At 70.1% G+C, this 19,102-nt stretch carries 20 protein-coding genes and 1 tRNA gene; 6 read left to right on the top strand and 15 right to left on the bottom strand.

What is annotated here, in order from left to right; genetic code table 11:
- Window positions 1-27: 27 nt before the first annotated feature.
- The 3 genes from D8M35_RS02875 to D8M35_RS02865 form a co-directional block, all read right to left on the bottom strand.
- Window positions 28-1,062, bottom strand: coding sequence for an ABC transporter permease (locus D8M35_RS02875; RefSeq protein ID WP_126890469.1), 1,035 nt, complete (start codon window positions 1,060-1,062; stop codon window positions 28-30).
- Window positions 1,059-2,045, bottom strand: a complete 987-nt coding sequence (locus D8M35_RS02870; protein ID WP_126890468.1) for an ABC transporter ATP-binding protein — start codon at window positions 2,043-2,045, stop codon at window positions 1,059-1,061. Before D8M35_RS02870 ends, D8M35_RS02875 begins: the two co-directional genes overlap by 4 nt.
- A gap of 376 nt (window positions 2,046-2,421) precedes the next feature.
- A tRNA-Ser gene (locus D8M35_RS02865) sits at window positions 2,422-2,511 on the bottom strand.
- Between the two features lie 141 nt (window positions 2,512-2,652).
- On the opposite strand from D8M35_RS02865, the gene D8M35_RS02860 reads away from it, so the two are divergent.
- Together D8M35_RS02860 and radA are read left to right on the top strand one after the other, a co-directional pair.
- Window positions 2,653-3,672: an SGNH/GDSL hydrolase family protein gene (locus tag D8M35_RS02860; protein ID WP_161972579.1), complete on the top strand. Its 1,020-nt coding sequence runs from the start codon at window positions 2,653-2,655 to the stop codon at window positions 3,670-3,672.
- A 9-nt stretch (window positions 3,673-3,681) separates the two neighbouring features.
- On the top strand, window positions 3,682-5,043 hold the full coding sequence (gene radA, locus D8M35_RS02855) for a DNA repair protein RadA (protein WP_126890466.1): 1,362 nt from the start codon (window positions 3,682-3,684) through the stop codon (window positions 5,041-5,043).
- Between the two features lie 103 nt (window positions 5,044-5,146).
- Here the strand turns inward: radA and D8M35_RS02850 are convergent, their stop codons facing one another.
- Both D8M35_RS02850 and D8M35_RS02845 read right to left on the bottom strand, forming a co-directional pair.
- Window positions 5,147-5,530 carry an SseB family protein gene (locus D8M35_RS02850; protein ID WP_126890465.1) on the bottom strand — a complete coding sequence of 128 codons (384 nt, stop codon included), beginning with the start codon at window positions 5,528-5,530 and terminating at the stop codon, window positions 5,147-5,149.
- 5 nt (window positions 5,531-5,535) lie between these two features.
- Window positions 5,536-6,645 carry a VanZ family protein gene (locus tag D8M35_RS02845; protein WP_161972578.1) on the bottom strand — a complete coding sequence of 370 codons (1,110 nt, stop codon included), beginning with the start codon at window positions 6,643-6,645 and terminating at the stop codon, window positions 5,536-5,538.
- Between the two features lie 309 nt (window positions 6,646-6,954).
- Between D8M35_RS02845 and D8M35_RS02840 the strand changes: the two genes are divergently transcribed.
- Window positions 6,955-7,161 (top strand): cold-shock protein, encoded by a 207-nt coding sequence (locus tag D8M35_RS02840; protein ID WP_022904520.1) that lies wholly within the window; start codon window positions 6,955-6,957, stop codon window positions 7,159-7,161.
- Between the two features lie 302 nt (window positions 7,162-7,463).
- On the opposite strand, the gene D8M35_RS16320 is transcribed toward D8M35_RS02840, so the two are convergent.
- From D8M35_RS16320 to D8M35_RS02830, 3 genes are all read right to left on the bottom strand, one after another.
- A complete protein-coding gene (locus tag D8M35_RS16320; RefSeq protein ID WP_153257424.1) occupies window positions 7,464-7,625 on the bottom strand; it encodes a hypothetical protein in 162 nt (53 codons plus the stop codon).
- Window positions 7,626-7,719: 94 nt separating this feature from the next.
- Window positions 7,720-8,397, bottom strand: a complete 678-nt coding sequence (locus D8M35_RS02835) for a hypothetical protein (RefSeq protein ID WP_126890463.1) — start codon at window positions 8,395-8,397, stop codon at window positions 7,720-7,722.
- 142 nt (window positions 8,398-8,539) lie between these two features.
- A complete protein-coding gene (locus tag D8M35_RS02830; RefSeq protein ID WP_126890462.1) occupies window positions 8,540-9,082 on the bottom strand; it encodes an amino-acid N-acetyltransferase in 543 nt (180 codons plus the stop codon).
- 157 nt (window positions 9,083-9,239) lie between these two features.
- On the opposite strand from D8M35_RS02830, the gene D8M35_RS02825 reads away from it, so the two are divergent.
- The gene (locus D8M35_RS02825) at window positions 9,240-9,692 is read left to right on the top strand and encodes an SRPBCC family protein (protein WP_126890461.1); all 453 of its coding nucleotides are present in this window, start codon (window positions 9,240-9,242) and stop codon (window positions 9,690-9,692) included.
- A 108-nt stretch (window positions 9,693-9,800) separates the two neighbouring features.
- Window positions 9,801-10,610 (top strand): hypothetical protein, encoded by an 810-nt coding sequence (locus tag D8M35_RS02820; protein ID WP_126890460.1) that lies wholly within the window; start codon window positions 9,801-9,803, stop codon window positions 10,608-10,610.
- A 260-nt stretch (window positions 10,611-10,870) separates the two neighbouring features.
- Here the strand turns inward: D8M35_RS02820 and D8M35_RS02815 are convergent, their stop codons facing one another.
- Window positions 10,871-13,387 carry an ATP-dependent Clp protease ATP-binding subunit gene (locus D8M35_RS02815; RefSeq protein ID WP_126890459.1) on the bottom strand — a complete coding sequence of 839 codons (2,517 nt, stop codon included), beginning with the start codon at window positions 13,385-13,387 and terminating at the stop codon, window positions 10,871-10,873.
- Between the two features lie 167 nt (window positions 13,388-13,554).
- Here D8M35_RS02815 and D8M35_RS02810 point away from each other — a divergent pair, with 167 nt between their 5' ends.
- The gene (locus D8M35_RS02810; RefSeq protein WP_126890458.1) at window positions 13,555-14,487 is read left to right on the top strand and encodes an NAD(+)/NADH kinase; all 933 of its coding nucleotides are present in this window, start codon (window positions 13,555-13,557) and stop codon (window positions 14,485-14,487) included.
- Window positions 14,488-14,642: 155 nt separating this feature from the next.
- On the opposite strand, the gene D8M35_RS02805 is transcribed toward D8M35_RS02810, so the two are convergent.
- From D8M35_RS02805 to D8M35_RS02790, 6 genes are all read right to left on the bottom strand, one after another.
- Window positions 14,643-15,716, bottom strand: a complete 1,074-nt coding sequence (locus D8M35_RS02805) for a sigma-70 family RNA polymerase sigma factor (protein ID WP_126890457.1) — start codon at window positions 15,714-15,716, stop codon at window positions 14,643-14,645.
- A gap of 347 nt (window positions 15,717-16,063) precedes the next feature.
- Window positions 16,064-16,195: a hypothetical protein gene (locus tag D8M35_RS17170; RefSeq protein ID WP_274542761.1), complete on the bottom strand. Its 132-nt coding sequence runs from the start codon at window positions 16,193-16,195 to the stop codon at window positions 16,064-16,066.
- Between the two features lie 74 nt (window positions 16,196-16,269).
- Complete coding sequence (locus D8M35_RS16315) at window positions 16,270-16,443, bottom strand: hypothetical protein (protein ID WP_153257423.1); 174 nt, start codon at window positions 16,441-16,443, stop codon at window positions 16,270-16,272.
- Between the two features lie 69 nt (window positions 16,444-16,512).
- Entirely contained in the window at window positions 16,513-16,716 is a 204-nt protein-coding gene (locus D8M35_RS02800; RefSeq protein WP_058749396.1) for a hypothetical protein, read from the bottom strand.
- Between the two features lie 113 nt (window positions 16,717-16,829).
- The gene (lysS, locus tag D8M35_RS02795) at window positions 16,830-18,365 is read right to left on the bottom strand and encodes a lysine--tRNA ligase (protein WP_126890456.1); all 1,536 of its coding nucleotides are present in this window, start codon (window positions 18,363-18,365) and stop codon (window positions 16,830-16,832) included.
- Window positions 18,366-18,444: 79 nt separating this feature from the next.
- On the bottom strand, window positions 18,445-19,102 hold a 658-nt coding region (locus D8M35_RS02790), incomplete at its 5' end, for a Rossmann-like and DUF2520 domain-containing protein (RefSeq protein ID WP_126890455.1).

Here is a 19,102-nt window from a genome sequence, read left to right as displayed (position 1 = left end):
GTTCCCCCCGATGGTTCCCCGACCTCGCTAGAGGTCGCCTTGATCCCACTTGAAGAGTCGCGCGGCGAGCAACGCCGCAGCGACTCCGACCCCGGCCATCATCAACCACAGCCAGTAGACGGGTACGAACGGATCCGTGCCGGCGATGTCCGCCCCGATGGCCTGCATGAACCACGTACTCGGGAACGCGTAGGTGATGTACCGGACCACGTCGGGGAAGATGTCGATCGGCAGCACCGTGCCCGAGGTGAGGATGACGATGACCGGAAGGAACCCGGTCACCTGCGTGATCACGTCAGGATGAGCGGACCTGCTCGCCAGGAGGTACGCGAAGGCGAAGAGCATCGCAAGCCCGAGGATGAGGGTGACGAAGAGTCGGAGGACGTTGAACGACTCGACGTAGCCCTGACTCGCAGCGACGAGGACGATGACGAGCGCTTCACCGATGCCGAGGGCGAACCGGATCGGACTCTGCGCGACGATGAAGGACAGCCGCTTCACCGGCGTCGTCCCGAGCAGTCTCAGGGTCCCCCGCTGCCGGAGCGTGACGAGCGGCACCGATGTGCCCATGAACGCGATCGCCATGAAACCGGTCACCAGGACGGTCGCGAGGTTGATCCGGAGGATGTCGGTCTCCGGCGCCCCTGAGGCGTCCGTCACGACGATCTTCGCGGACGGGACACCGGTCGAGTGGACGGCGGCGACGAGTTCCTTCCACGCGGGCTTGTCCTTGGCGGGGAGCACGATCTGCGCGCGGTCTCCGTCCACCGTGATCTCGGCCGTGGCGGAGCTGTCCGCGCGGACCGTGATGCCTCGCTCCTTCAGAGCGTCGACGACCTGAGCGCTGCGCGGGCCGTCTGCCACCGAGGCGACGGGAGCAGGGCGGCCTCCGTTGATGACGAAGTCGATCCCCGCCATCAGGATGAGGAAGAAGAAGAACATGAACATCAGGGCGATGACCGTCTTGATGTTGCGGAGCAGTTCGCGGGTGCTGAGCAACGTCAGCTGCTTGAACGCCTCGCGCGATCGAGATCGCGAGGCGGTTGCGGAGTCCGTGGTCACGAGCGGTTCCCTTCGGCCGTGGTGTCGCGCCGGCGTCGGTCGTCCGGGAGCTCGGCGAGTCGGAGGAAGATGTCCTCGAGGCTGCCCTGGCGGACGTTGAGTTCGCGGGCACGCAGGGCTCTCGCGAAGGTCACCCGGCGGATGAGTTCGTCGGGATCGTCGGTGGTCACTCGGACCCTCGTCCCGCCGGGCACGGGGTCGGATGTGAACGGTACTTCCAGCGCCGACGCCAGATCCGCGTCCGAGACCGTTGTCGCGACGGTGAAGGCCACGTCGCTCGTGCTCGCATGCTGCCGGACGAGCTCGTCCGGGCTGTCCAGCGCGGCCAGTCGGCCGCCCACCATGATGGCCACCCTGTCGCAGACAGAGGTCGCCTCGTCCATGTGGTGCGTGGAGAGGATGATCGTCGTCCCACGATCCCGCAGTCCGTAGATCACCTTCCACAGCGCCTGTCGCGCCGCGGGGTCGAGCCCTGCCGACGGCTCGTCGAGGACGAGCACCTCGGGATCCGCGACCAACGCCACCCCCAGCAGGAGCCTTCGGGTCTGCCCGCCGGAGAGCGCCTTGGAACGTTCTGACGCTTGTTCCTGGAGACCGATCTCGGCCAGGACCTCCTCGAGGGCGCGGGGCTGCTTGTGGAACGACGAGAAGAGCTCGAGCGTCTCCCGGACGGTGAGTGTGTCGAAGAGGCTCGCCGATTGCGGCTGCACGGCGACGCGGCGGGTGATCTCGCCGCGGTCCCGCGACGGATCGAGTCCGAGGACCCGGATGGAACCGCCCGTCGGCCGTTGCAGCCCCACGATGCACTCGATCGTCGTCGTCTTACCGGCGCCGTTCGGTCCCAGGAAACCGAAGACTTCGCCTCTTCGGATTCCGAGCGACAGATCGCGGACCGCTTCGAATTCGTCGAACGACTTCGTGAAACCGTGGAGCTCGACGACTTCGTCGCCGGTTCCTCGCCCTGTGCCTGCTTCGCGTCGCATGTGCCCCTGATTCACCGCAGCGGATGACAGCTTCTCGGGTGAACGCAACGATGCGCCGACTAGCGGTCTGACCGCTAGCCCCCCAAGAACCCGGTCGCTCGTACGGTAGCGGAACTAATTGCGATCTCGCAACCCCTTGCTGCATTGCACCGCTCGGGCGAGGGCTGGTGGCCTGCGTCTGCAGGAATGCTTCACCGAACAATTCCGAGGGGAATACTGACGGCATTCCGGGGGACACGACGGGGGACGTTCAGGGCCGGAACGCGCGGACGAGGCAGTGTCACGGATCGACGCTGCCGACTCGGTGCGTGCCGCGCGCTGCTCGCGGAGTCATCCGCCGGAAACGAAGAGAACCCCGCCGAAGCGGGGTTCTCTGTGGCGGTACCGGTGGGATTTGAACCCACGGTGGAGTTGCCCCCACACATGTTTTCGAGACATGATCCTTCGGCCGCTCGGACACGGTACCGGGAGAGAGTTTACACGATCGCGGCAGTGCTCACGACCACCGCGGGTCGACTCCCCTGCACAGCCGACGTCGTCCCGCCCGTCGTCCACGGGTCGGTCTCGGCAGAGCCCGGCGGCAGCGAGCGCGCGTACGGTCTCCGGCATGAAGACCCGCACCCTCGTCGCCCTGCTCACCTCCGTCATCGGCGGGCTCGCCGTCGTGGGTGGCGGCGCGTTCGGCGCCCGCGCGGGGATCCGGGGGCAGCGAGCCGCTTCCCAGCGCGTGGTCGACATGCTGCCCGTCCACGCCGACTGGTGGCGCGAGCGCCTGCAGCACGAGGGTCAGCTGACGTACCTCGCGATCGGCGACTCCGCGGCGCAGGGCGTCGGCGCGACGGCTCCGGGGCGCGGGTACGTCGGACTCCTGGCTCGTCGCGTCCGGCACCGCTCGCGCATGTCGGTGCGCGTCGTGAACCTCAGCGTCTCGGGTGCGACGACGTGGGGTGCGAAGCACGACCAGCTCCCGAAGCTGCGGCAGTACTCGCCGGACATCTGCACGGTCTCGATCGGGGCGAACGACATCGCGGACTTCCACCCGGACAAGTTCGAACGGAACCTCCGAGCGATCTACAGCGCCGTGCCGTCGCACGCGATCGTCGCCGAGCTGCCCTGCATGTTCGTGCCCGATCGGGAGCGCAAGGTCGCTGTGGCGAACGAGATCGTGCACCGCGTCGCCGCCGAACTCGGACTGACCGTGGCGCCGCTCCACGTCATCACGAAGCGCGTGGGGCTCCGTCGGACCTTCTTCAACAGCTACGGCGACCTGTTCCACCCGAACGACCGCGGCTACGAGATCTGGGCGAGCGCCTTCGAGCCCGCCGTCGATGCGCGGGTCGACACCGTCGCGGCGATCCGGCACTACCTGTCCGCGCGAGAGGCCGAGGACCTCGGGCGTGAGGCCGGCGCCGTCGCGACTGCCCGTGCCGAACAGGACGTCGAGCACGCAGCCGAGCTCGACCACGGCGACCGCCCTGGCCGTGTGGAGCGGCTGCGCCAACGGATGACGGGCGGGATCCCGCTGCCGGAGCAGGCTCGCAGCCAGGACCAGACGCCCCAGCACGACCAGGACGACGCACGAGACGGGCATGCGCCACGGCACCGCGGTGTCGGCGGAGCGCTCTAGCCTCGAGCCATGGCGCGCACCCAGTCCCTCTACCGCTGCACCGAGTGCGGGTGGACCAGCATCAAGTGGGTCGGCCGCTGCGGTGAGTGCCAGGCGTGGGGCACGGTCGAGGACACGACGGCGGCCGCTGCGAGTTCGCGCGGCACGGCGGCGGTCTCGGTCGCCGGCACCAGGGTCGCCCGACCGATCACCGAGGCCCGTGGGACCGGGGTGCAGCGGTGGACGTCCGGCATCGGCGAGTTCGACCGCGTCCTCGGCGGCGGCATCGTCCCCGGGGCCGCCGTGCTGCTGTCGGGCGAGCCGGGCGTGGGCAAGTCGACGCTGCTGCTCGAGGTCGCCTCGCGAGCGGCAGCGACCGGCAAGCGGGTCCTCTACGTCAGCGCCGAGGAATCCGTGGACCAGGTCCGACTCCGCGCCGAGCGCACGAACGCCATGCACGACCAGCTCTACCTGGCGAGCGAGGTCGACCTCGGGGTCATCCTCGGGCAGATCGACCAGGTGCAGCCCGACCTGGTGATCGCCGACTCCGTCCAGACGATCTCGTCGAGCACGGTGGACGGCATCGCCGGCGGCACGTCGCAGGTGCGCGAGGTCGCCTCCACCCTGATCCGGGTGGCGAAGGAGCGGTCACTCCCGGTCCTCATCGTCGGCCACGTCACGAAGGACGGCTCGATCGCCGGTCCGCGACTGCTCGAGCACCTGGTCGACGTCGTGTGCCACTTCGAGGGCGACCGGCAGACCGCGCTCCGCTTCGTCCGCGCCCTCAAGAACCGCTTCGGCCCGACGGACGAGGTCGGCTGCTTCGACATGGCCGGCGACGGCATCCACGAGGTCCCCGACCCGAGCGGCCTCTTCATGTCGCGGAACGGCACCCCGGTCTCCGGCACGTGCGTGACGGTCGCGCTCGAGGGACGCCGCGCGCTCCCGGTCGAGGTGCAGGCGCTCGTCGTGCCGAGCTCGGCGCCGCAGCCGCGCCGCGTGGTCAACGGCGTCGACGCGTCACGCGTGGCGATGCTGCTCGCCGTGCTCGAACGCCGCGCCGGCCTGAAGCTCTCCGACGCGGACGTCTACGTCTCGACGGTCGGCGGGATGAAGCTCACCGAGCCGGGCGCCGACCTGGCGATCGCGCTGGCCCTGGCGAGCGCTGCACGCGACCGGCCGTACCCGCACACGCTCGCGGCGGTGGGCGAGATCAGCCTGGCGGGCGAGATCCGTCCGGCGACGGGCGCGAAGCAGCGGGCGAACGAGGCCTCCCGGCTCGGGTTCACGACCGTGCTCGGCGCGGATACCGAACACCTGCGCGAGGCGCTGCGCGTCGCGTTCTCGCTGACGCAATCGGTCCGCGAACGCGAGCTCGACCGCGCGTTCTGACCCACGACCACGAACCCGACCACCGGTGACGGTGCGCGGTACGGCGGAGGCGACCAGCGCCTCCAGGCCGGAGCAGCGGGCGGACGACCGCCTTGATCGACGGCTACGCGCGGAGCGCGGCGAGCAGGTCCGACGGTGCAGCCTGCATGGTGTGGGGCCCGGCGATGTCGAAGAACACGCCCTCGAGCGAGTCGAGGTGTGCCGCCAGGAACTCCTCGAGCCTCGGCCCGTCGTAGACCATGACCTGCCGGATCTTCTCGTCCGGCACCATCGCCGTGTAGGCGTCGGCGGACGAGAAGAGCAGCAGGATGCGCTTGTCGGAGCCCTCGCGGCCGAAGACGCGGACCTGCATGTCCTTCTTGCCGGTGACGAGCCGCGGGACGATCACGATGTCGTTGCGCAGGGCGAACGCGACCGCGGCCACGTCCTGCTTCGCGAGGGCCTCCTCGAGCTGCTCGCTCCGGAAGCGCTGTTCCTTGTCTGCCATCGCCCCTAGTCCACCAGATCTTCCTGCGTCGGGCGACCGGACGTGGCTGCGGGGACGCGGTCGTCCTCGACACCGAGGCCGGCGACGGCGTTCGCGAAGCCGCGTCGGTCGCGCGTCGCGAGGAGCCCGACCAGCGCAGCCACGACGAGCACCAGGGCCAGGAGGCCCGACAGGGGGAAGTCCACCGCGTTGCAGAACGCCCACCCGCCGGAACCGAGGGCCCAGCGGACGACACGCCGTCCCGCTCCCGGCCGCGGGACCGGCCGCAACCGCACAACGTGCTCACCGAGGGTGCGTCCCGAGGCGAGGACGATCGCCAGTTGACCCACCGGGGCGAGGAGCGCACAGACGGTGAGCAGCGCGACCGCGGGCGTCGACCGCTCGTCGACCTCGAGCAGGGCCAGCGTGATCGCGGTGCCCGAGGTCAGCAGACCGCCGGTGAACACGATCGCGAGCAGGTCGGCGAACATCCCGAACGCTCGACGGAGCAGCGTCACCGGGCGCGGCGCCGATGCGTCCGTCGTCCGGTCCGAGCCGGCGAGCAGCGCGACCAGCGGGGCCGCCAGGGTGCCCAGCAGCGCTCCCGCGGTGTTCGCCAGCAGGTCGTCGACGTCGAACAGCCGGTATGCGCACGGGTAGAGGAACCAGTCCCCGGTCAGCTGCGTGCACTCGACGAGGAGCGACACACCGAAGCCCACGACGGTGCCGAGCAGGAGCCCCGCGAGCCAGCGCCGGCGCAGGACCGCGTGCCGGACGAGCGCGCCCAACGGCATGAAGAGGATGACGTTGAACAGCACCTGCGCCGCGGCCGGGTTGGCGAACAACGACCGGGGACCCGTCAGGCCGCCCTCCTTCGCGATGTCCTGCAGGAACGTGAACGGCACGAGCTGGGGCGACGGACCCGGGCAGAGCGCCGAGACGTCGTCGGGCAGGGGCAGGAGCGTGTAGGAGACGAGCGCGAGCGCGTAGACCAGGGTGCCGAACGCGAGCAGGCTCCGGCGGAACCCGAACGCCCCGTGACGGCGGTACTGCAGCGCCACCCAGGGCACCAGTGCCGCCACCGCGAGGGCGGTCCCGACGACGAACGCGATCACTCCCGGCAGCACGGTCCCCATGACCGCGAGCGTAACGAAACCCTCGATCGTCCACAGAAGTGGGCGCTGCCTCTTCCATTGCGGCCGCAGCACGGTAGGTTGGTACCAACCGCTCCGGCGGGAGTCCATCGTTCTTCCGGTGCTCTGCACCTTCGAGCGCCATCGGTCACTGATCTTCCCAGGTCGCCTGGCCCCGAACCCGTCCCACCGGCCCATGCCCGCGGGACGCACTGATCTGACGACAACCGTCGGTGGATCGGCGGCAGCAAGAGCCGTCTCGCAAGACAGGCAACGATCGTGGCCTGGCAAGAAAGTTAAGGAAACGCCATCATGGCAACTGGCACCGTCAAGTGGTTCAACAACGAAAAGGGCTTCGGCTTCATCGCTCCGGACGACGGCAGCGCCGACGTCTTCGCGCACTTCTCCGCGATCGCTGGCAACGGCTACAAGTCGCTCGAGGAGAACCAGAAGGTGGAGTTCGAGATCACTGAGGGCCGCAAGGGCCCGCAGGCCGAGAACATCTCGGTCATCGGCTGACCTCAGCTGCTCGGAACGGGCTCGTCGTCTTCGGACGGCGGGCCCGTTCGCATGTCCGGGCCGCGCCGCTCTCGGACGACGCCAGGACCGGAAACGCCGCTTCCGGACAGGTCGCTAGACAACCTAGTGATGTGACGTACCGTTGACGCATGACTTCCACGCACCACGGACCGGAAGACAGCGCGCGGCCGTTCGACATGCAGACGTTCCTCGACGACTTCATGACCGGACTCGAACCCGGACCGGGCGAGGAACAGGCGTAGCAGCGGACCCGAGGGCGGACCGCACTGACGCCCCGCCCGCTACTCGCTGCGGACGCCGTCCGACCAGATGGTGTCGCCGGCGGGCTCGAACAGCCCACGCTTGGCGCGCTTCCGCAGCCCCTTGAGCGTCGCGATCCTCACCGGCTCCACGCCGCGGTCGCGCTCGTAGGCCGACTCCTGCACGATTCCCTGATCCGACACTCTGTCAGCATGACGCAGAGTGGATCGCTCCCACAGCGGAGTGCGGTGGGCGGATGACCGCCGGGCGCGCCACGTGCCGCTCAGCGGGACGCGCTCAGTTCAGCACGAACTGCGCCGACTCCTTCGACTCCAGGTCCCCCACGGCCACCTGCAGGTGGTAGCTCGCGCCACCACCGGGAACGGACGGCCGCGCGCTGTCGCACGTGGTGGTCGACGAGCGCGTGCGGTCCCAGGCGATCGCCGGCGTGGTGAGCTGCTGCCCGGCCTTGATCGTGACGTCCTGGCTCGTTCCGCCGGTCTGGCAGTCCTTCGACGACCAGTACTGCTCCTCGCCGGAGCTGATCGTCAGTGCCTGCTGCGCCGAACCGAGGTCCATGTGGCACGCGTCGGAGCCGGTGTTCTTGATCGACATCGCGATCTGGGGGTCCTCGGTCGGCCCGTAGGTGCTCTTGTCGACGACCGGCGTGAGCTCGATCTGGTCCTTCGAGCAGGTCGCCGCGTCGCCGGATGCCGCAGCGGGCGCCGAAGCGGACGCCGACGGGGCTGGCGAGGACCCGTCACCAGCGGGAGCAGACGCGGCCTCGGCCCCACCACCGGTGGACGCCGACGGGGAGGCCCCCGGCGCAGACGCCGACGACGCCCCGCTCCCCCGACCGACCACGATCAGCACGACCACCACGACGACGAGCAGCAGCACGCCGGCGACGAGCGCGCGACGACGCCAGTAGACACGGGACGACTCGGGTCCGACGGGGTGGCGGAACGACGACATGCGCACAGGGTAGGGCGAACCCTCCGCTGCGCGGCGGAGCGACGCCGCGCCACCCCCGAAAGCGTCAGACGATCCCCAGCTGACCGGCGGTCAGACAGTCCCCAGCTGACCGGCGGTCAGACGATCCCCAGCTGACCCGCGGTCAGAGGATCTTCAACATGCGGGTGTTGCCGAGCGTGTTCGGCTTCACACGGGCGAGGTCGAGGAACTCCGCGACCCCCTCGTCCGACGACCGCACGAGTTCGGCGTACACGTCGGGCGGTACGACCTGCTCGCCGATCTCCAGGTACCCGTGCTTCGCGAAGAACTCGACCTCGAACGTCAGGCAGAAGATGCGCGCGACGCCGAGTTCGCGGGCATCGTGCTCGAGCGCCTCGAGCATCCGGTGCCCGACCCGCTTGTGGATCCAGTCGGCGTCGAGCGCGAGGGTCCGGACCTCGGCGATGTCGTCCCAGAACACGGCGAGGGCGCCGCAGCCGATCGGCACGCCGTCGGGCCCCTCGGCGATCCGGAACTGCTGGATCGAACCGTAGAGCGCGACGTTCTCCTTGCCGAGCAGGATGCGCCGGTCGACGTACGGCGCGATGAGTCGCTGGATGTGCGGCACGTCCGAGGCCAGGGCCGGACGCACCCGGATGCCGTGCTCGTCCCGCTCGTCGAACGCGTGCTTGCCGTGACCAGTCATCCCGTCGAGCATACGGCGCAGCAGGGGGACACCGCCCCTGGAGGGCCTCCAGCCGGACCGGCCTAGCGTCGGTCACGAACACGAAGCGTCACGAACACAGAGCGTCACGAAGACGAAGAGCCCGAACACGAACAGCACGACGAACGAAGGAGCGACCATGCCCCAGATCATCGAGACCGTCGACGTCAACGTCCCCGTCCGCCAGGCCTACGACCAGTGGACCCGGTTCGAGGAGTTCCCGCACTTCCTCGACGAGGTCGAGAAGATCGTCCAGGTCGACGACAAGACCACCGACTGGACCGTCAAGGTCGCCGGTCAGGAGCGCGAGTTCCGCGCTGTCATCACCGAGCAGCACCCGGACGAGCGCGTCGCGTGGACCGTCAAGGACGGCGACGTCGAGCACGCCGGCGTGGTCACGTTCCACAAGCTGTCGGACGCCGAGACCCGGGTCACCGCGCAGATCGACTGGGAGCCGACCGGCCTCCTCGAGAAGCTCGGCTCCGCTGTCGGTGTCGGCGGTCACGCCGTCAAGAAGGACCTGCAGAACTACAAGGAGCGCGTCGAGAACGCCCCGACCGAGCCGGGCTGGCGCGGCGACGTCCAGGCCTAGGACACCGAGCACGCTCTGACGGGAGGCGCGGTGCCAGCTGGCACCGCGCCTTCCGTCCGTCCGTGGGCACCCGACGCACGTACACGTCGCGCTGGCAGGGTGGACACCATGCAGCTCGTCCGCACCGCCGTCACCGGCACCGTGATCGCCACCGCCGGGAGCGTCGCCCTCGGGGCCGCCGCCGCACGCCGACTCCTCCGCCCCGCACCGTTCGTGCCACCGGAGTCCGAGCTGGTGTGGACCGACGAGCGAGACGTCCCGGGTGAGGAACCCGACGGCGTCGTCGGGCGCATCCACGTCGTGCACGTCCACGGGCAGTCGCTCGGCCCGCAGCAGGTCCTGCGCGGCCTGCGGGTCTGGCGGGAGCTCGGCGCCTCGAACCAGGTGATCGACACCTCCGGTCTGCCGCTGCGCTCCCTCGACCCCGCGGCGGTCGACCGCGTCGCCGCCGCCGCACACGCCGCCCGAGCCCGTGGAGCCGAGCGGGTGGTGCTCCAGGGCTGGTCCGCCGGCGCCCTCGCCGCGTCGGCCGCCGCCGCACGCACGCCGGTCGACGGCATCGTCGGGGTGGCACCGCTCCTCGACGTCCGGTCCGCGCTCCGCGGAGCCGTCACGACCGCACGCTTCCCCGCGGCCGTCGGCGTCGTCGCCGGACGCATCGCGAGCACGCCGGGCCTCAGCCGCCTCGCCGGCGTCCCCTACCCGCTGTCGGTCACGCGCTGGCAGGACGACCGCACCCCGACGCTCCTGCTGCACTCGACAGCCGACCCCCTGGTCGCAGCCGCCGACGTCGCGGCTCACCGCGCCCGGGGCGCTCGGGTCGAGACGTTCACGCACGCGCGGCACACGCTCGAGTGGAACGAGGACCCGGAGCGCTGGGAACGCGCCGTCCGCGAGTTCGCCGCGACGTTCGGCTGACGCGGCCGGTCCGGAACGTGAAGTGGCCCCGGTCGGGGGGGAGACCGGGGCCACTGACGTCCGACCCGTTGGGGGAACCAGCCGGACGTCGGTCGCGAGGTGTTGGGGGGAACCCTCGCACGAACAACGGTACCCCCCGCCCGGGGGTCGTGTCCGCCGCGCACGCCGGAACCCGCACATCACTTCGTCACCACGGACGGACGGACGGGAGGCGCGGTGCCAGCTGGCACCGCGCCTCCCGTCCGTCGTGTCGAGGAGTCCTAGGACTCGATCTCGCCCTGCGGGGTCTCCGCGGACTCGACGGCGTTCGCCCCGGCGAGGACCTCCTCGCGACCCGGCTGACGCCCGGTCTCGAACTGGAACGCACCCTCGGCGAAGTCGACCTTCACGTGGTCGCCCGCATTGAGTTCACCCTGCAGGATGTGCTCGGACAGCTGGTCCTCGACCTCGTGCTGCATCGCGCGGCGCAGCGGTCGGGCACCGAGTGCCGGGTCGAAGCCGACCTTGATGAGCTGCTCCTTGGCGGCGAGCGTGAGCTCCACCGTCATGTCGCGGTCCAGCAGGCGGTCCGACAGGCGCTTCACGAACAGGTCCACGATCTGCAGCAGCTCGGGCTGCGAGAGCTGCGGGAAGACGATCGTGTCGTCGACGCGGTTCAGGAACTCCGGCTTGAAGTGCTTCTTCAGCTCCTCGTTCACCTTCGAGCGCATGCGGTCGTAGCCGACTGCCGAGTCACCCTCGACCTGGAAGCCCACCGGACCACCCGCGATGCCCTGCGAACCGAGGTTCGTGGTCATGATGATGACGGTGTTCTTGAAGTCGACCACGCGGCCCTGACCATCGGTCAGGCGACCCTCTTCGAGGACCTGCAGCAGCGAGTTGAAGATGTCCGGGTGGGCCTTCTCGATCTCGTCGAACAGGACCACGGAGAACGGCTTGCGGCGCACCTTCTCGGTGAGCTGGCCGCCCTCCTCGAACCCGACGAACCCGGGAGGGGCACCGAAGAGTCGCGAGACCGTGTGCTTCTCACCGAACTCCGACATGTCGAGGGAGATCAGCGCGCCCTCGTCGTCGAACAGGAACTCCGCGAGCGCCTTGGCGAGCTCGGTCTTCCCGACGCCCGTGGGGCCGGCGAAGATGAACGAGCCCGAGGGGCGGTTCGGGTCCTTGAGACCGGCACGGGTGCGGCGGATCGTCTTCGAGAGGGCCGAGATGGCCTCTTCCTGTCCGATCACGCGCTCGTGCAGGGCCTTCTCCATGAAGACGAGACGCGAGGTCTCCTCTTCCGTGAGCTTGAAGACCGGGATGCCCGTGGCCTGCGCCAGGACCTCGGCGATGATGCCCTCGTCGACGGTGCCGGACGCGGCGACGTCACCCGCACGCCACTGCTTCTCGAGGCGGAGACGCTCGCCGAGGAGCTTCTTCTCCTCGTCGCGCAGGCTCGCGGCCTTCTCGAAGTCCTGCTCCTCGATCGCGGCTTCCTTCTGCCCGCGGACCGTCGAGATCTTCTCGTCGAACTCCCGGAGCTCCGGCGGCGCCGACAGGATCGACAGGCGGAGACGTGCGCCGGCCTCGTCGATCAGGTCGATGGCCTTGTCCGGCAGGAAGCGGTCCTGCACGTAGCGGTCCGCCAGGTTCGCCGCGGCGACGATCGCGCCGTCGGTGATGGACACCTTGTGGAACGCCTCGTACTTGTCGCGGAGGCCCTTGAGGATGTTGATCGCGTGGGGCAGCGACGGCTCGTTGACCTGCACCGGCTGGAAGCGGCGCTCGAGTGCGGCGTCCTTCTCGAAGTGCTTGCGGTACTCGTCGAGCGTGGTCGCACCGACCGTCTGCAGCTCACCACGGGCGAGGAGCGGCTTGAGGATCGACGCGGCGTCGATCGCGCCCTCGGCAGCACCGGCACCGACGAGCGTGTGGATCTCGTCGATGAAGACGATGATGTCGCCGCGGGTGCGGATCTCCTTCGTGACCTTCTTGAGGCGCTCCTCGAAGTCACCGCGGTAGCGGGACCCGGCGATGAGCGAGCCGAGGTCGAGCGAGTAGAGCTGCTTGTCCTTCAGCGTCTCCGGGACGTCGCCCTTGACGATCGCCTGGGCGAGGCCCTCGACGACCGCGGTCTTGCCGACGCCCGGCTCACCGATCAGGACGGGGTTGTTCTTGGAGCGGCGGGAGAGGATCTGCATGACCCGCTCCATCTCCTTCTCGCGCCCGATCACCGGGTCGAGCTTGCCGTCGCGCGCGGCCTGGGTGAGGTTCCGACCGAACTGGTCGAGGACCTGCGAACCCTGCTGGGCGTTCTGCTGCTGCTCGCCGCCGACGGCGACCGCTTCCTTGCCCTGGTAACCGGACAGGAGCTGGATGACCTGCTGACGGACGCGGTTGAGGTCCGCACCGAGCTTGACGAGGACCTGGGCGGCGACGCCCTCGCCCTCGCGGATGAGGCCGAGCAGGATGTGCTCGGTCCCGATGTAGTTGTGGCCGAGCTGCAGCGCCTCGCGCAGGGACAGCTCGAGCACCTTCTTGGCGCGCGGCGTGAACGGGATGTGCCCGGTCGGCTGCTGCTGGCCCTGCCCGATGATGTCCTGGACCTGCTCGCGGACGGCATCGAGCGAGATGCCGAGCGACTCCAGCGCCTTGGCGGCGACGCCCTCGCCCTCGTGGATGAGGCCGAGGAGGATGTGCTCGGTGCCGATGTAGTTGTGGTTGAGCATCTTCGCTTCTTCTTGAGCGAGGACGACAACACGACGGGCTCGGTCGGTGAATCTCTCGAACATGTGCTCTCCCTTGCCGGGCTCGTGGGAGCTCGGTGACGTACATCGAGACTAACCAGCGGACCCCCGCAGGGCTGCCCCTGTTCGCCGTGGGCGTGACCTCTCTTCGCACGGTGGCCCAGGACCTCCGCACTGGCCGCCGACCAGGCCCGGGCGGCTACGATCTGGGCATGGAGCAGCCCGTCGTCGGCCTCGTCGTCCACCCCACCAAGAACGTGCGGGAGTCGATCACGACCCTGCAGCGGTGGAACGCCTCGGGTGCCGGACGGCTCGTTGCCCGGCGGGCTGACGCGCAGCGCATCGGCGGCGACGTCGAGGTGATCGGCGACGACGACTTCACGGACCAGGTCGACCTCGTCGTCGCGCTCGGCGGGGACGGCACGATGCTCGGCGCGATGCGACTCGTGGCGAAGCGCCCGGTGCCGGTGCTCGGCGTGAACTACGGCAACGTCGGGTTCCTGGTGGAGATCGAGCCGCCCGAGCTCGAGAACGCGCTCGACCGGTTGTCCGCCGGCGAGTACCAGCTCGAACCGCACCACGCCCTCGAGGCCCGACTGTCGTGGAGCGGCGCCCGCACGGACTACCTGGCGTTCAACGACCTGACGATCGTGCGACGCCCGGGAGCCGGACAGGTCTCCGCCGACCTCAGCGTCAACGGCCTCGGCTACGGCTACTACCGCGCGGACGCCATCGTCGCCGCGACCCCCGCCGGGTCCACCGCCTACAACTACGCGGCCGGCGGACCCGTGCTCTCCCCCGCACTGTCGGGCTCGGTCGTGACCCCGGTCGCCCCGATGGCGGGCATCGACCGCGCCGTGGTCCTGGCCGCGCGGGAGCGCTACCGCTTCGACATCGCCGAGGGCACCAGGAGCGCCGCCCTCGAGGTCGACGGGCTCGTCGTGGGCGAGGTCGCGACGGGGGCGCAGATCGACATCCGACTGCGGAAGGACGCCGGCAGCGTCGTGCGCCTCGACGCCGAGCGGCACGGACGCACCGGCCGGGTGAAGCTCAGCCTGCTCGACCTGCCGGTCCGCCCGGACCAGCTCATCGAGCTCATCCCGCAGGACCTGCGCCAGAAGCTCGGCCGCGAGCTCGAGGACTAGCGCGCGGGGCCGCGGGCGGCCGGGCCCCGGACAGCGAAGTGGCCCGCCCAGGCAGTGCCTGGACGGGCCGTCCCATCACCCCACCGGACCGCCTTCCCACAGGACGGCCCGGTTCCCCGTGCCGAGGTCGAGACCCCGGCCGAAGCCTGCTGACCTCAGTCGGTCAGGTACAGCTGCATGTCCTGGCTCACGGCCTTCGCGAACAGGCGCAGCTTGGCACGCGACTCGACGCGGCTGACCGCCTGGCGCGTGGTGTGCACGATCTTCGAGATCTCGTCGAGCGTCATCGGCTTGTCGTCGTCCAGGCCGTAGCGCATGCGGATGACGTTGGCCTCGTCGCTCGGCAGCTCGGCGACGATCGAACGGATGTCGCGGTGCAGGAGCGTCGTCTCGGTGAGCTCGTTCGGGCTCGCGGCGTCCTCGTCCTCGATGAAGTCGCCGAGCTCGCTGTCGTCGGAGTCACCGACGACGGTGTGGATCGACACCGGCTCGTGCGAGCGGCCCTTGAGGTCGAGGAGCTCCTCGGTGCTCATGCTGAGCTCGGCGGCGACCTCATCGGCCATCGGCGCGCGGCCGAGGTCGACGGTCAGGTCCCGCTCGGTGCGCGAGATCTTGTTGATCAGCTCGACGGTGTGCACCGGGATGCGGATGGTGCGCGCCTTGTCGGCGAGGCCACGCGAGATGGCCTGGCGGATCCACCAGGTGGCGTAGGTCGAGAACTTGTAGCCCTGGGTGAAGTCGAACTTCTCGACCGCACGGACCAGGCCGAGGTTGCCCTCCTGGATGACGTCCATGAACGGCAGGCCGCGCTGCGAGTAGCGCTTCGCGATGCTCACGACGAGTCGGAGGTTCGAGGTGATCATGCGCTCCTTGGCGCGCTCACCGTCGCGGACGAGCCAGCGCAGCTCGCGCTGCAGCGTCTTGTCGATGCCGGGCTCGGTGTTGAGCTTCTCCTCGGCGAAGAGGCCGACCTCGATGCGGCGGGCGATGTCCGCCTCTTCTTCCGCGGTCAGGAGCGAGAGGCGCCCGATGTGGCGCAGGTAGTCACCGACCTGGTCGACCGAGGCGCCGCGGACACCCGCGAGCTGCTCGTCGGCCTCGACCTCGACGGCGTCGAGGGTGGTGGTCTCCACCGCGGCGACCGCGGTCTTCGCGGCTGCTGCCTTCTTGCTCCGGCGCGCGGTGGTGCCAGTGGTCGTCGTCTTCGGTGCTGCGGTCGCGATCGTCATGGTGACTCTCCCTGCGGTTCGACGGTGATGGCCTCGTTGGGGGGTGGTGATGAGTAAAGCGGTCGCGAGGTGTACCCCACAAACCGATCGGATCGATTCCCAGGGAACGTCGTGCTTCACCCGAGTAGCTGTCCCCCGCGGGGTACAGGCCCAACGTCAGCATGGACCCGGCCGATGCCCGCGCACAAGGGGATGTCGCCGAGTTTCCGGTGTTGCAGGGAGGTTTCATCGACGATCGCAAGCGTGTACCCCGGGGCGCTGCGCCGAGCGGACACGGAAAAGGGGTACGGCGTTCCGGATCGTCGTGATCCGGTGGCCGTACCCCGAAGAGCGTCAGGAGCGGGATGTCACCAGGAGGGTTCGAGCCACCCGTCCCGTCGCTGGGAGGACTCGAGGTCGGCGTCGAGGTCGAACTCGTCGTACTCGCTCTCGATGTCGCCGACGAGGCTGCGGCCGGTGAAGGCGTGCGTGATGGACATGCGGACGATGCTCACCCGTGCGGGCGACGACGGGGCGACGACGGGATGAACGGTCGGTGACCGACGGCGGGCGCTCAGACGTCGACGTCGTCCTCGTCGCCGTCCGCCCACACGGCGTCACGGGCCGCGTCGGGCAGCACGGAGTGCCCGAAGGCGTCCTCGGGGTCGAGGTCCGCCGGGTCCGAGGCCAGGGACGACGGGGCGAGCGCCGACGGGGCCAGGGACGACGGGGAGGGACGTGCGGTCACCACGTCACTGCACCACCCGTCGGTGAACGGCCGGTGACGGACTGCGCTGTGGGCGCAGGCTGGTCGGGACTACTCCGCCGAGGTCGGTGCGGGAGCGGGGCGGCCGTGCTCGCGCTCGTAGCGCGCGCGCTCCTCGGCCTCGACCTTCGCGTACGCGGACCGCTCGGTGCGGTCGGCGCGCATGATCGCGCGCATCACGAACCAGAAGATGAGGCCGACGACGACGGTCGGCGTCACGGCGAAGATGATCCCGGTCACGACTCCATCTGGCACCGGAGCATCGTACCTCGCCCCGGTGAGCGCCACGTGCCCGGGACGGTGCCGGGACGGACGGGAGGCGCGGTGCCAGCCGGCACCGCGCCTCCCGTCCGACGTCCGCTCGCGTCCTACTTGACCAGCGGGAACAGGATCGTCTCGCGGATGCCCAGGCCGGTGATCGCCATGAGCAGGCGATCGACGCCCATGCCCATGCCGCCCGACGGCGGCATCGCGTGCTCGAGGGCACGCAGGAAGTCCTCGTCGACGCGCATCGCCTCGGGATCGCCGCCGGCGGCGAGCTTCGCCTGCTCGACGAAGCGCTCGCGCTGCACGACGGGGTCGACGAGCTCGGAGTACGCCGTCGCGAGCTCGAAGCCGCGGACGTACAGGTCCCACTTCTCGACGACGCCCGGGCGGCTGCGGTGCTCGCGGGTCAGCGGTGAGGTGTCGACCGGGAAGTTCATCACGAAGGTCGGCGCGTGCAGGTCGTCCCCGTGGAAGTGCTCCCACAGCTCCTCGACGTACTTGCCGTGCGTGGCGTGCGCGACCTCGACGCCCTCGGCCTCGGCGAGCGCCACCAGCTCGGACAGCGGGGTCTCCGGGGTGATCTCGCGCCCGGCGGCCTCGGACAGCGAGCCGTACATGTCCATGCGCGCCCATTCGCCACCGAGGTCGTACTCGGTGCCGTCGGCGAGCGTGACGACGAGGGACCCACCGGTCACGGCCTTCGCCGCGTTCTGCACGAGCTCCTGCGTCAGGTCGGCCATCTGCTCGTAGTTGCCGTACGCCTGGTACGCCTCGACCATCGCGAACTCGGGGGAGTGCGACGAGTCGGCACCCTCGTTCCGGAAGTTCCGGTTGATCTCGAAGACCCGGTCGATGCCGCCCACCACGGCCCGCTTGAGGAAGAGCTCCGGCGCGATGCGCAGGTACAGCTCGGTGTCGAAGGCGTTCGAGTGCGTGACGAAGGGGCGGGCCGAGGCGCCGCCGTGCTGGGTCTGCAGCATCGGGGTCTCGACCTCGAGGTAGTCGTGTCCGGTGAAGGTCTGCCGCAGCGAGGACATCACGGCGGCGCGGGCACGGACGGTCTCGCGGGCCTGGTCGCGGACGATCAGGTCGAGGTACCGCTGGCGGACCCGGGTCTCCTCGTTGAGCTCGTTGTGCAGGTTCGGCAGCGGCAGGATCGCCTTCGCCGCGATCGCCCACTCGTCGACCATGATGCTCAGCTCGCCACGACGCGAGGAGATCACCCGACCGTGCACGAAGACGTGGTCACCGAGGTCGACGAACTCCTTCCACCGGGCGAGGGACTCGTCCCCGACCTCGGCCAGGGAGACCATCGCCTGCACGCGGGCGCCGTCGCCGGACTGCAGCGTCGCGAAGCAGAGCTTGCCGGTGTTGCGGGAGAACACGATGCGCCCGGCGAGCCCGACGACGTCCTGCGTCTCCTCGCCCGTCTCGAGGTGCGCGTACTGCTCGCGCACGGCCGGGATCATCGTGGTGATCGGCAGCTCAGCCGGGTAGGCCTCGATGCCGGCGTCCAGGAGCTTCGCCCGCTTGTCGAGCCGCACCTGTCGCTGTTCGCTGGTCTCGGCGGCGGCGAGCTCCTCGGCGGAGGGGCCGTCGCCCGAGGGCTCGGTGGCGGATGCGGTCTCGTCGGTCATGCTGTGCGGCTCCGATGGGGTCGTGGGGATGCACCGATGGTACCGGCCGCACCGCTCCGGCCCGGAACCGCAGGGACGGCTACAGGGTCGCCTGGCCGTCGGCTGCGGCGAGCGCGTTGTCGACGGCGGAGCGCACGAGGGCGCCCAGCACGCGACCGGGGTGCTCGACGCCGATGCCGGAGAGCGTCCCGGCGGACTGGTCCACGATCGCGGTCGAGAACGACACGGCTGCACGCACGGCGTCGGCGTACGCGGGCCGGTCCTGCTCGGTCACGACGAACGGCTCCGCGCCCATCTCGACGACGAGCGCCTGGGCGATCGGCAGCACGGGCGCCGGGGCGGTCACCGCGCAGTAGGCGTCGCGGAGTCGCGCGAGGTCGACGCTCGTGCCCGTGAACGCCATCGCGGGGTGGATCGCGAGCGGGATCGCGCCGGCGGCCAGGGCGGGCCGCAGGACCTCGACGCCGTGGTCGGGGCTGGTGTGCACGACGAGCTGCCCGGGCTGCCAGATCCCGGCGTCCGCCAGGCCCTGCACGAGCCCGGCGAGCTGGTCGTCCGGCACGGCGAGCAGCACGAGCTCGCTCCGCTCGACCAGGTCGGGGGTCGCGAGGACGGGAGCACCGGGGAGCATCGCCTCGGCGCGGTCGCGGCCCGCGTCGGACACCGCCGTCACGCCGACGACGGCGTGCTCGGCGTTCGCCAGGGCCGCCCCGAGCACGGGCCCGACCCTCCCCGCA

This window comes from Curtobacterium sp. HSID17257 (assembly GCF_003989515.1).
Classification (GTDB): domain Bacteria; phylum Actinomycetota; class Actinomycetes; order Actinomycetales; family Microbacteriaceae; genus Curtobacterium.
The sequence above is the reverse complement of the archived record's forward strand: the minus strand, read 5'-3'. Positions and strand labels throughout refer to the sequence as shown.

Bases quoted from the DNA above. Each gene is read 5' to 3' on its own strand.
- D8M35_RS02870 (WP_126890468.1), bottom strand. From the start codon at position 2,045: ATGCGACGCGAAGCAGGCACAGGGCGAGGAACCGGCGACGAAGTCGTC.
- D8M35_RS02860 (WP_161972579.1), top strand. From the start codon at position 2,653: ATGAAGACCCGCACCCTCGTCGCCCTGCTCACCTCCGTCATCGGCGGG.
- radA (WP_126890466.1), top strand. From the start codon at position 3,682: ATGGCGCGCACCCAGTCCCTCTACCGCTGCACCGAGTGCGGGTGGACC.
- D8M35_RS02850 (WP_126890465.1), bottom strand. From the start codon at position 5,530: ATGGCAGACAAGGAACAGCGCTTCCGGAGCGAGCAGCTCGAGGAGGCC.
- D8M35_RS02845 (WP_161972578.1), bottom strand. From the start codon at position 6,645: ATGGGGACCGTGCTGCCGGGAGTGATCGCGTTCGTCGTCGGGACCGCC.
- D8M35_RS02840 (WP_022904520.1), top strand. From the start codon at position 6,955: ATGGCAACTGGCACCGTCAAGTGGTTCAACAACGAAAAGGGCTTCGGC.
- D8M35_RS02835 (WP_126890463.1), bottom strand. From the start codon at position 8,397: ATGTCGTCGTTCCGCCACCCCGTCGGACCCGAGTCGTCCCGTGTCTAC.
- D8M35_RS02830 (WP_126890462.1), bottom strand. From the start codon at position 9,082: ATGACTGGTCACGGCAAGCACGCGTTCGACGAGCGGGACGAGCACGGC.
- D8M35_RS02825 (WP_126890461.1), top strand. From the start codon at position 9,240: ATGCCCCAGATCATCGAGACCGTCGACGTCAACGTCCCCGTCCGCCAG.
- D8M35_RS02820 (WP_126890460.1), top strand. From the start codon at position 9,801: ATGCAGCTCGTCCGCACCGCCGTCACCGGCACCGTGATCGCCACCGCC.
- D8M35_RS02815 (WP_126890459.1), bottom strand. From the start codon at position 13,387: ATGTTCGAGAGATTCACCGACCGAGCCCGTCGTGTTGTCGTCCTCGCT.
- D8M35_RS02810 (WP_126890458.1), top strand. From the start codon at position 13,555: ATGGAGCAGCCCGTCGTCGGCCTCGTCGTCCACCCCACCAAGAACGTG.
- D8M35_RS02805 (WP_126890457.1), bottom strand. From the start codon at position 15,716: ATGACGATCGCGACCGCAGCACCGAAGACGACGACCACTGGCACCACC.
- D8M35_RS17170 (WP_274542761.1), bottom strand. From the start codon at position 16,195: ATGTCCATCACGCACGCCTTCACCGGCCGCAGCCTCGTCGGCGACATC.
- lysS (WP_126890456.1), bottom strand. From the start codon at position 18,365: ATGACCGACGAGACCGCATCCGCCACCGAGCCCTCGGGCGACGGCCCC.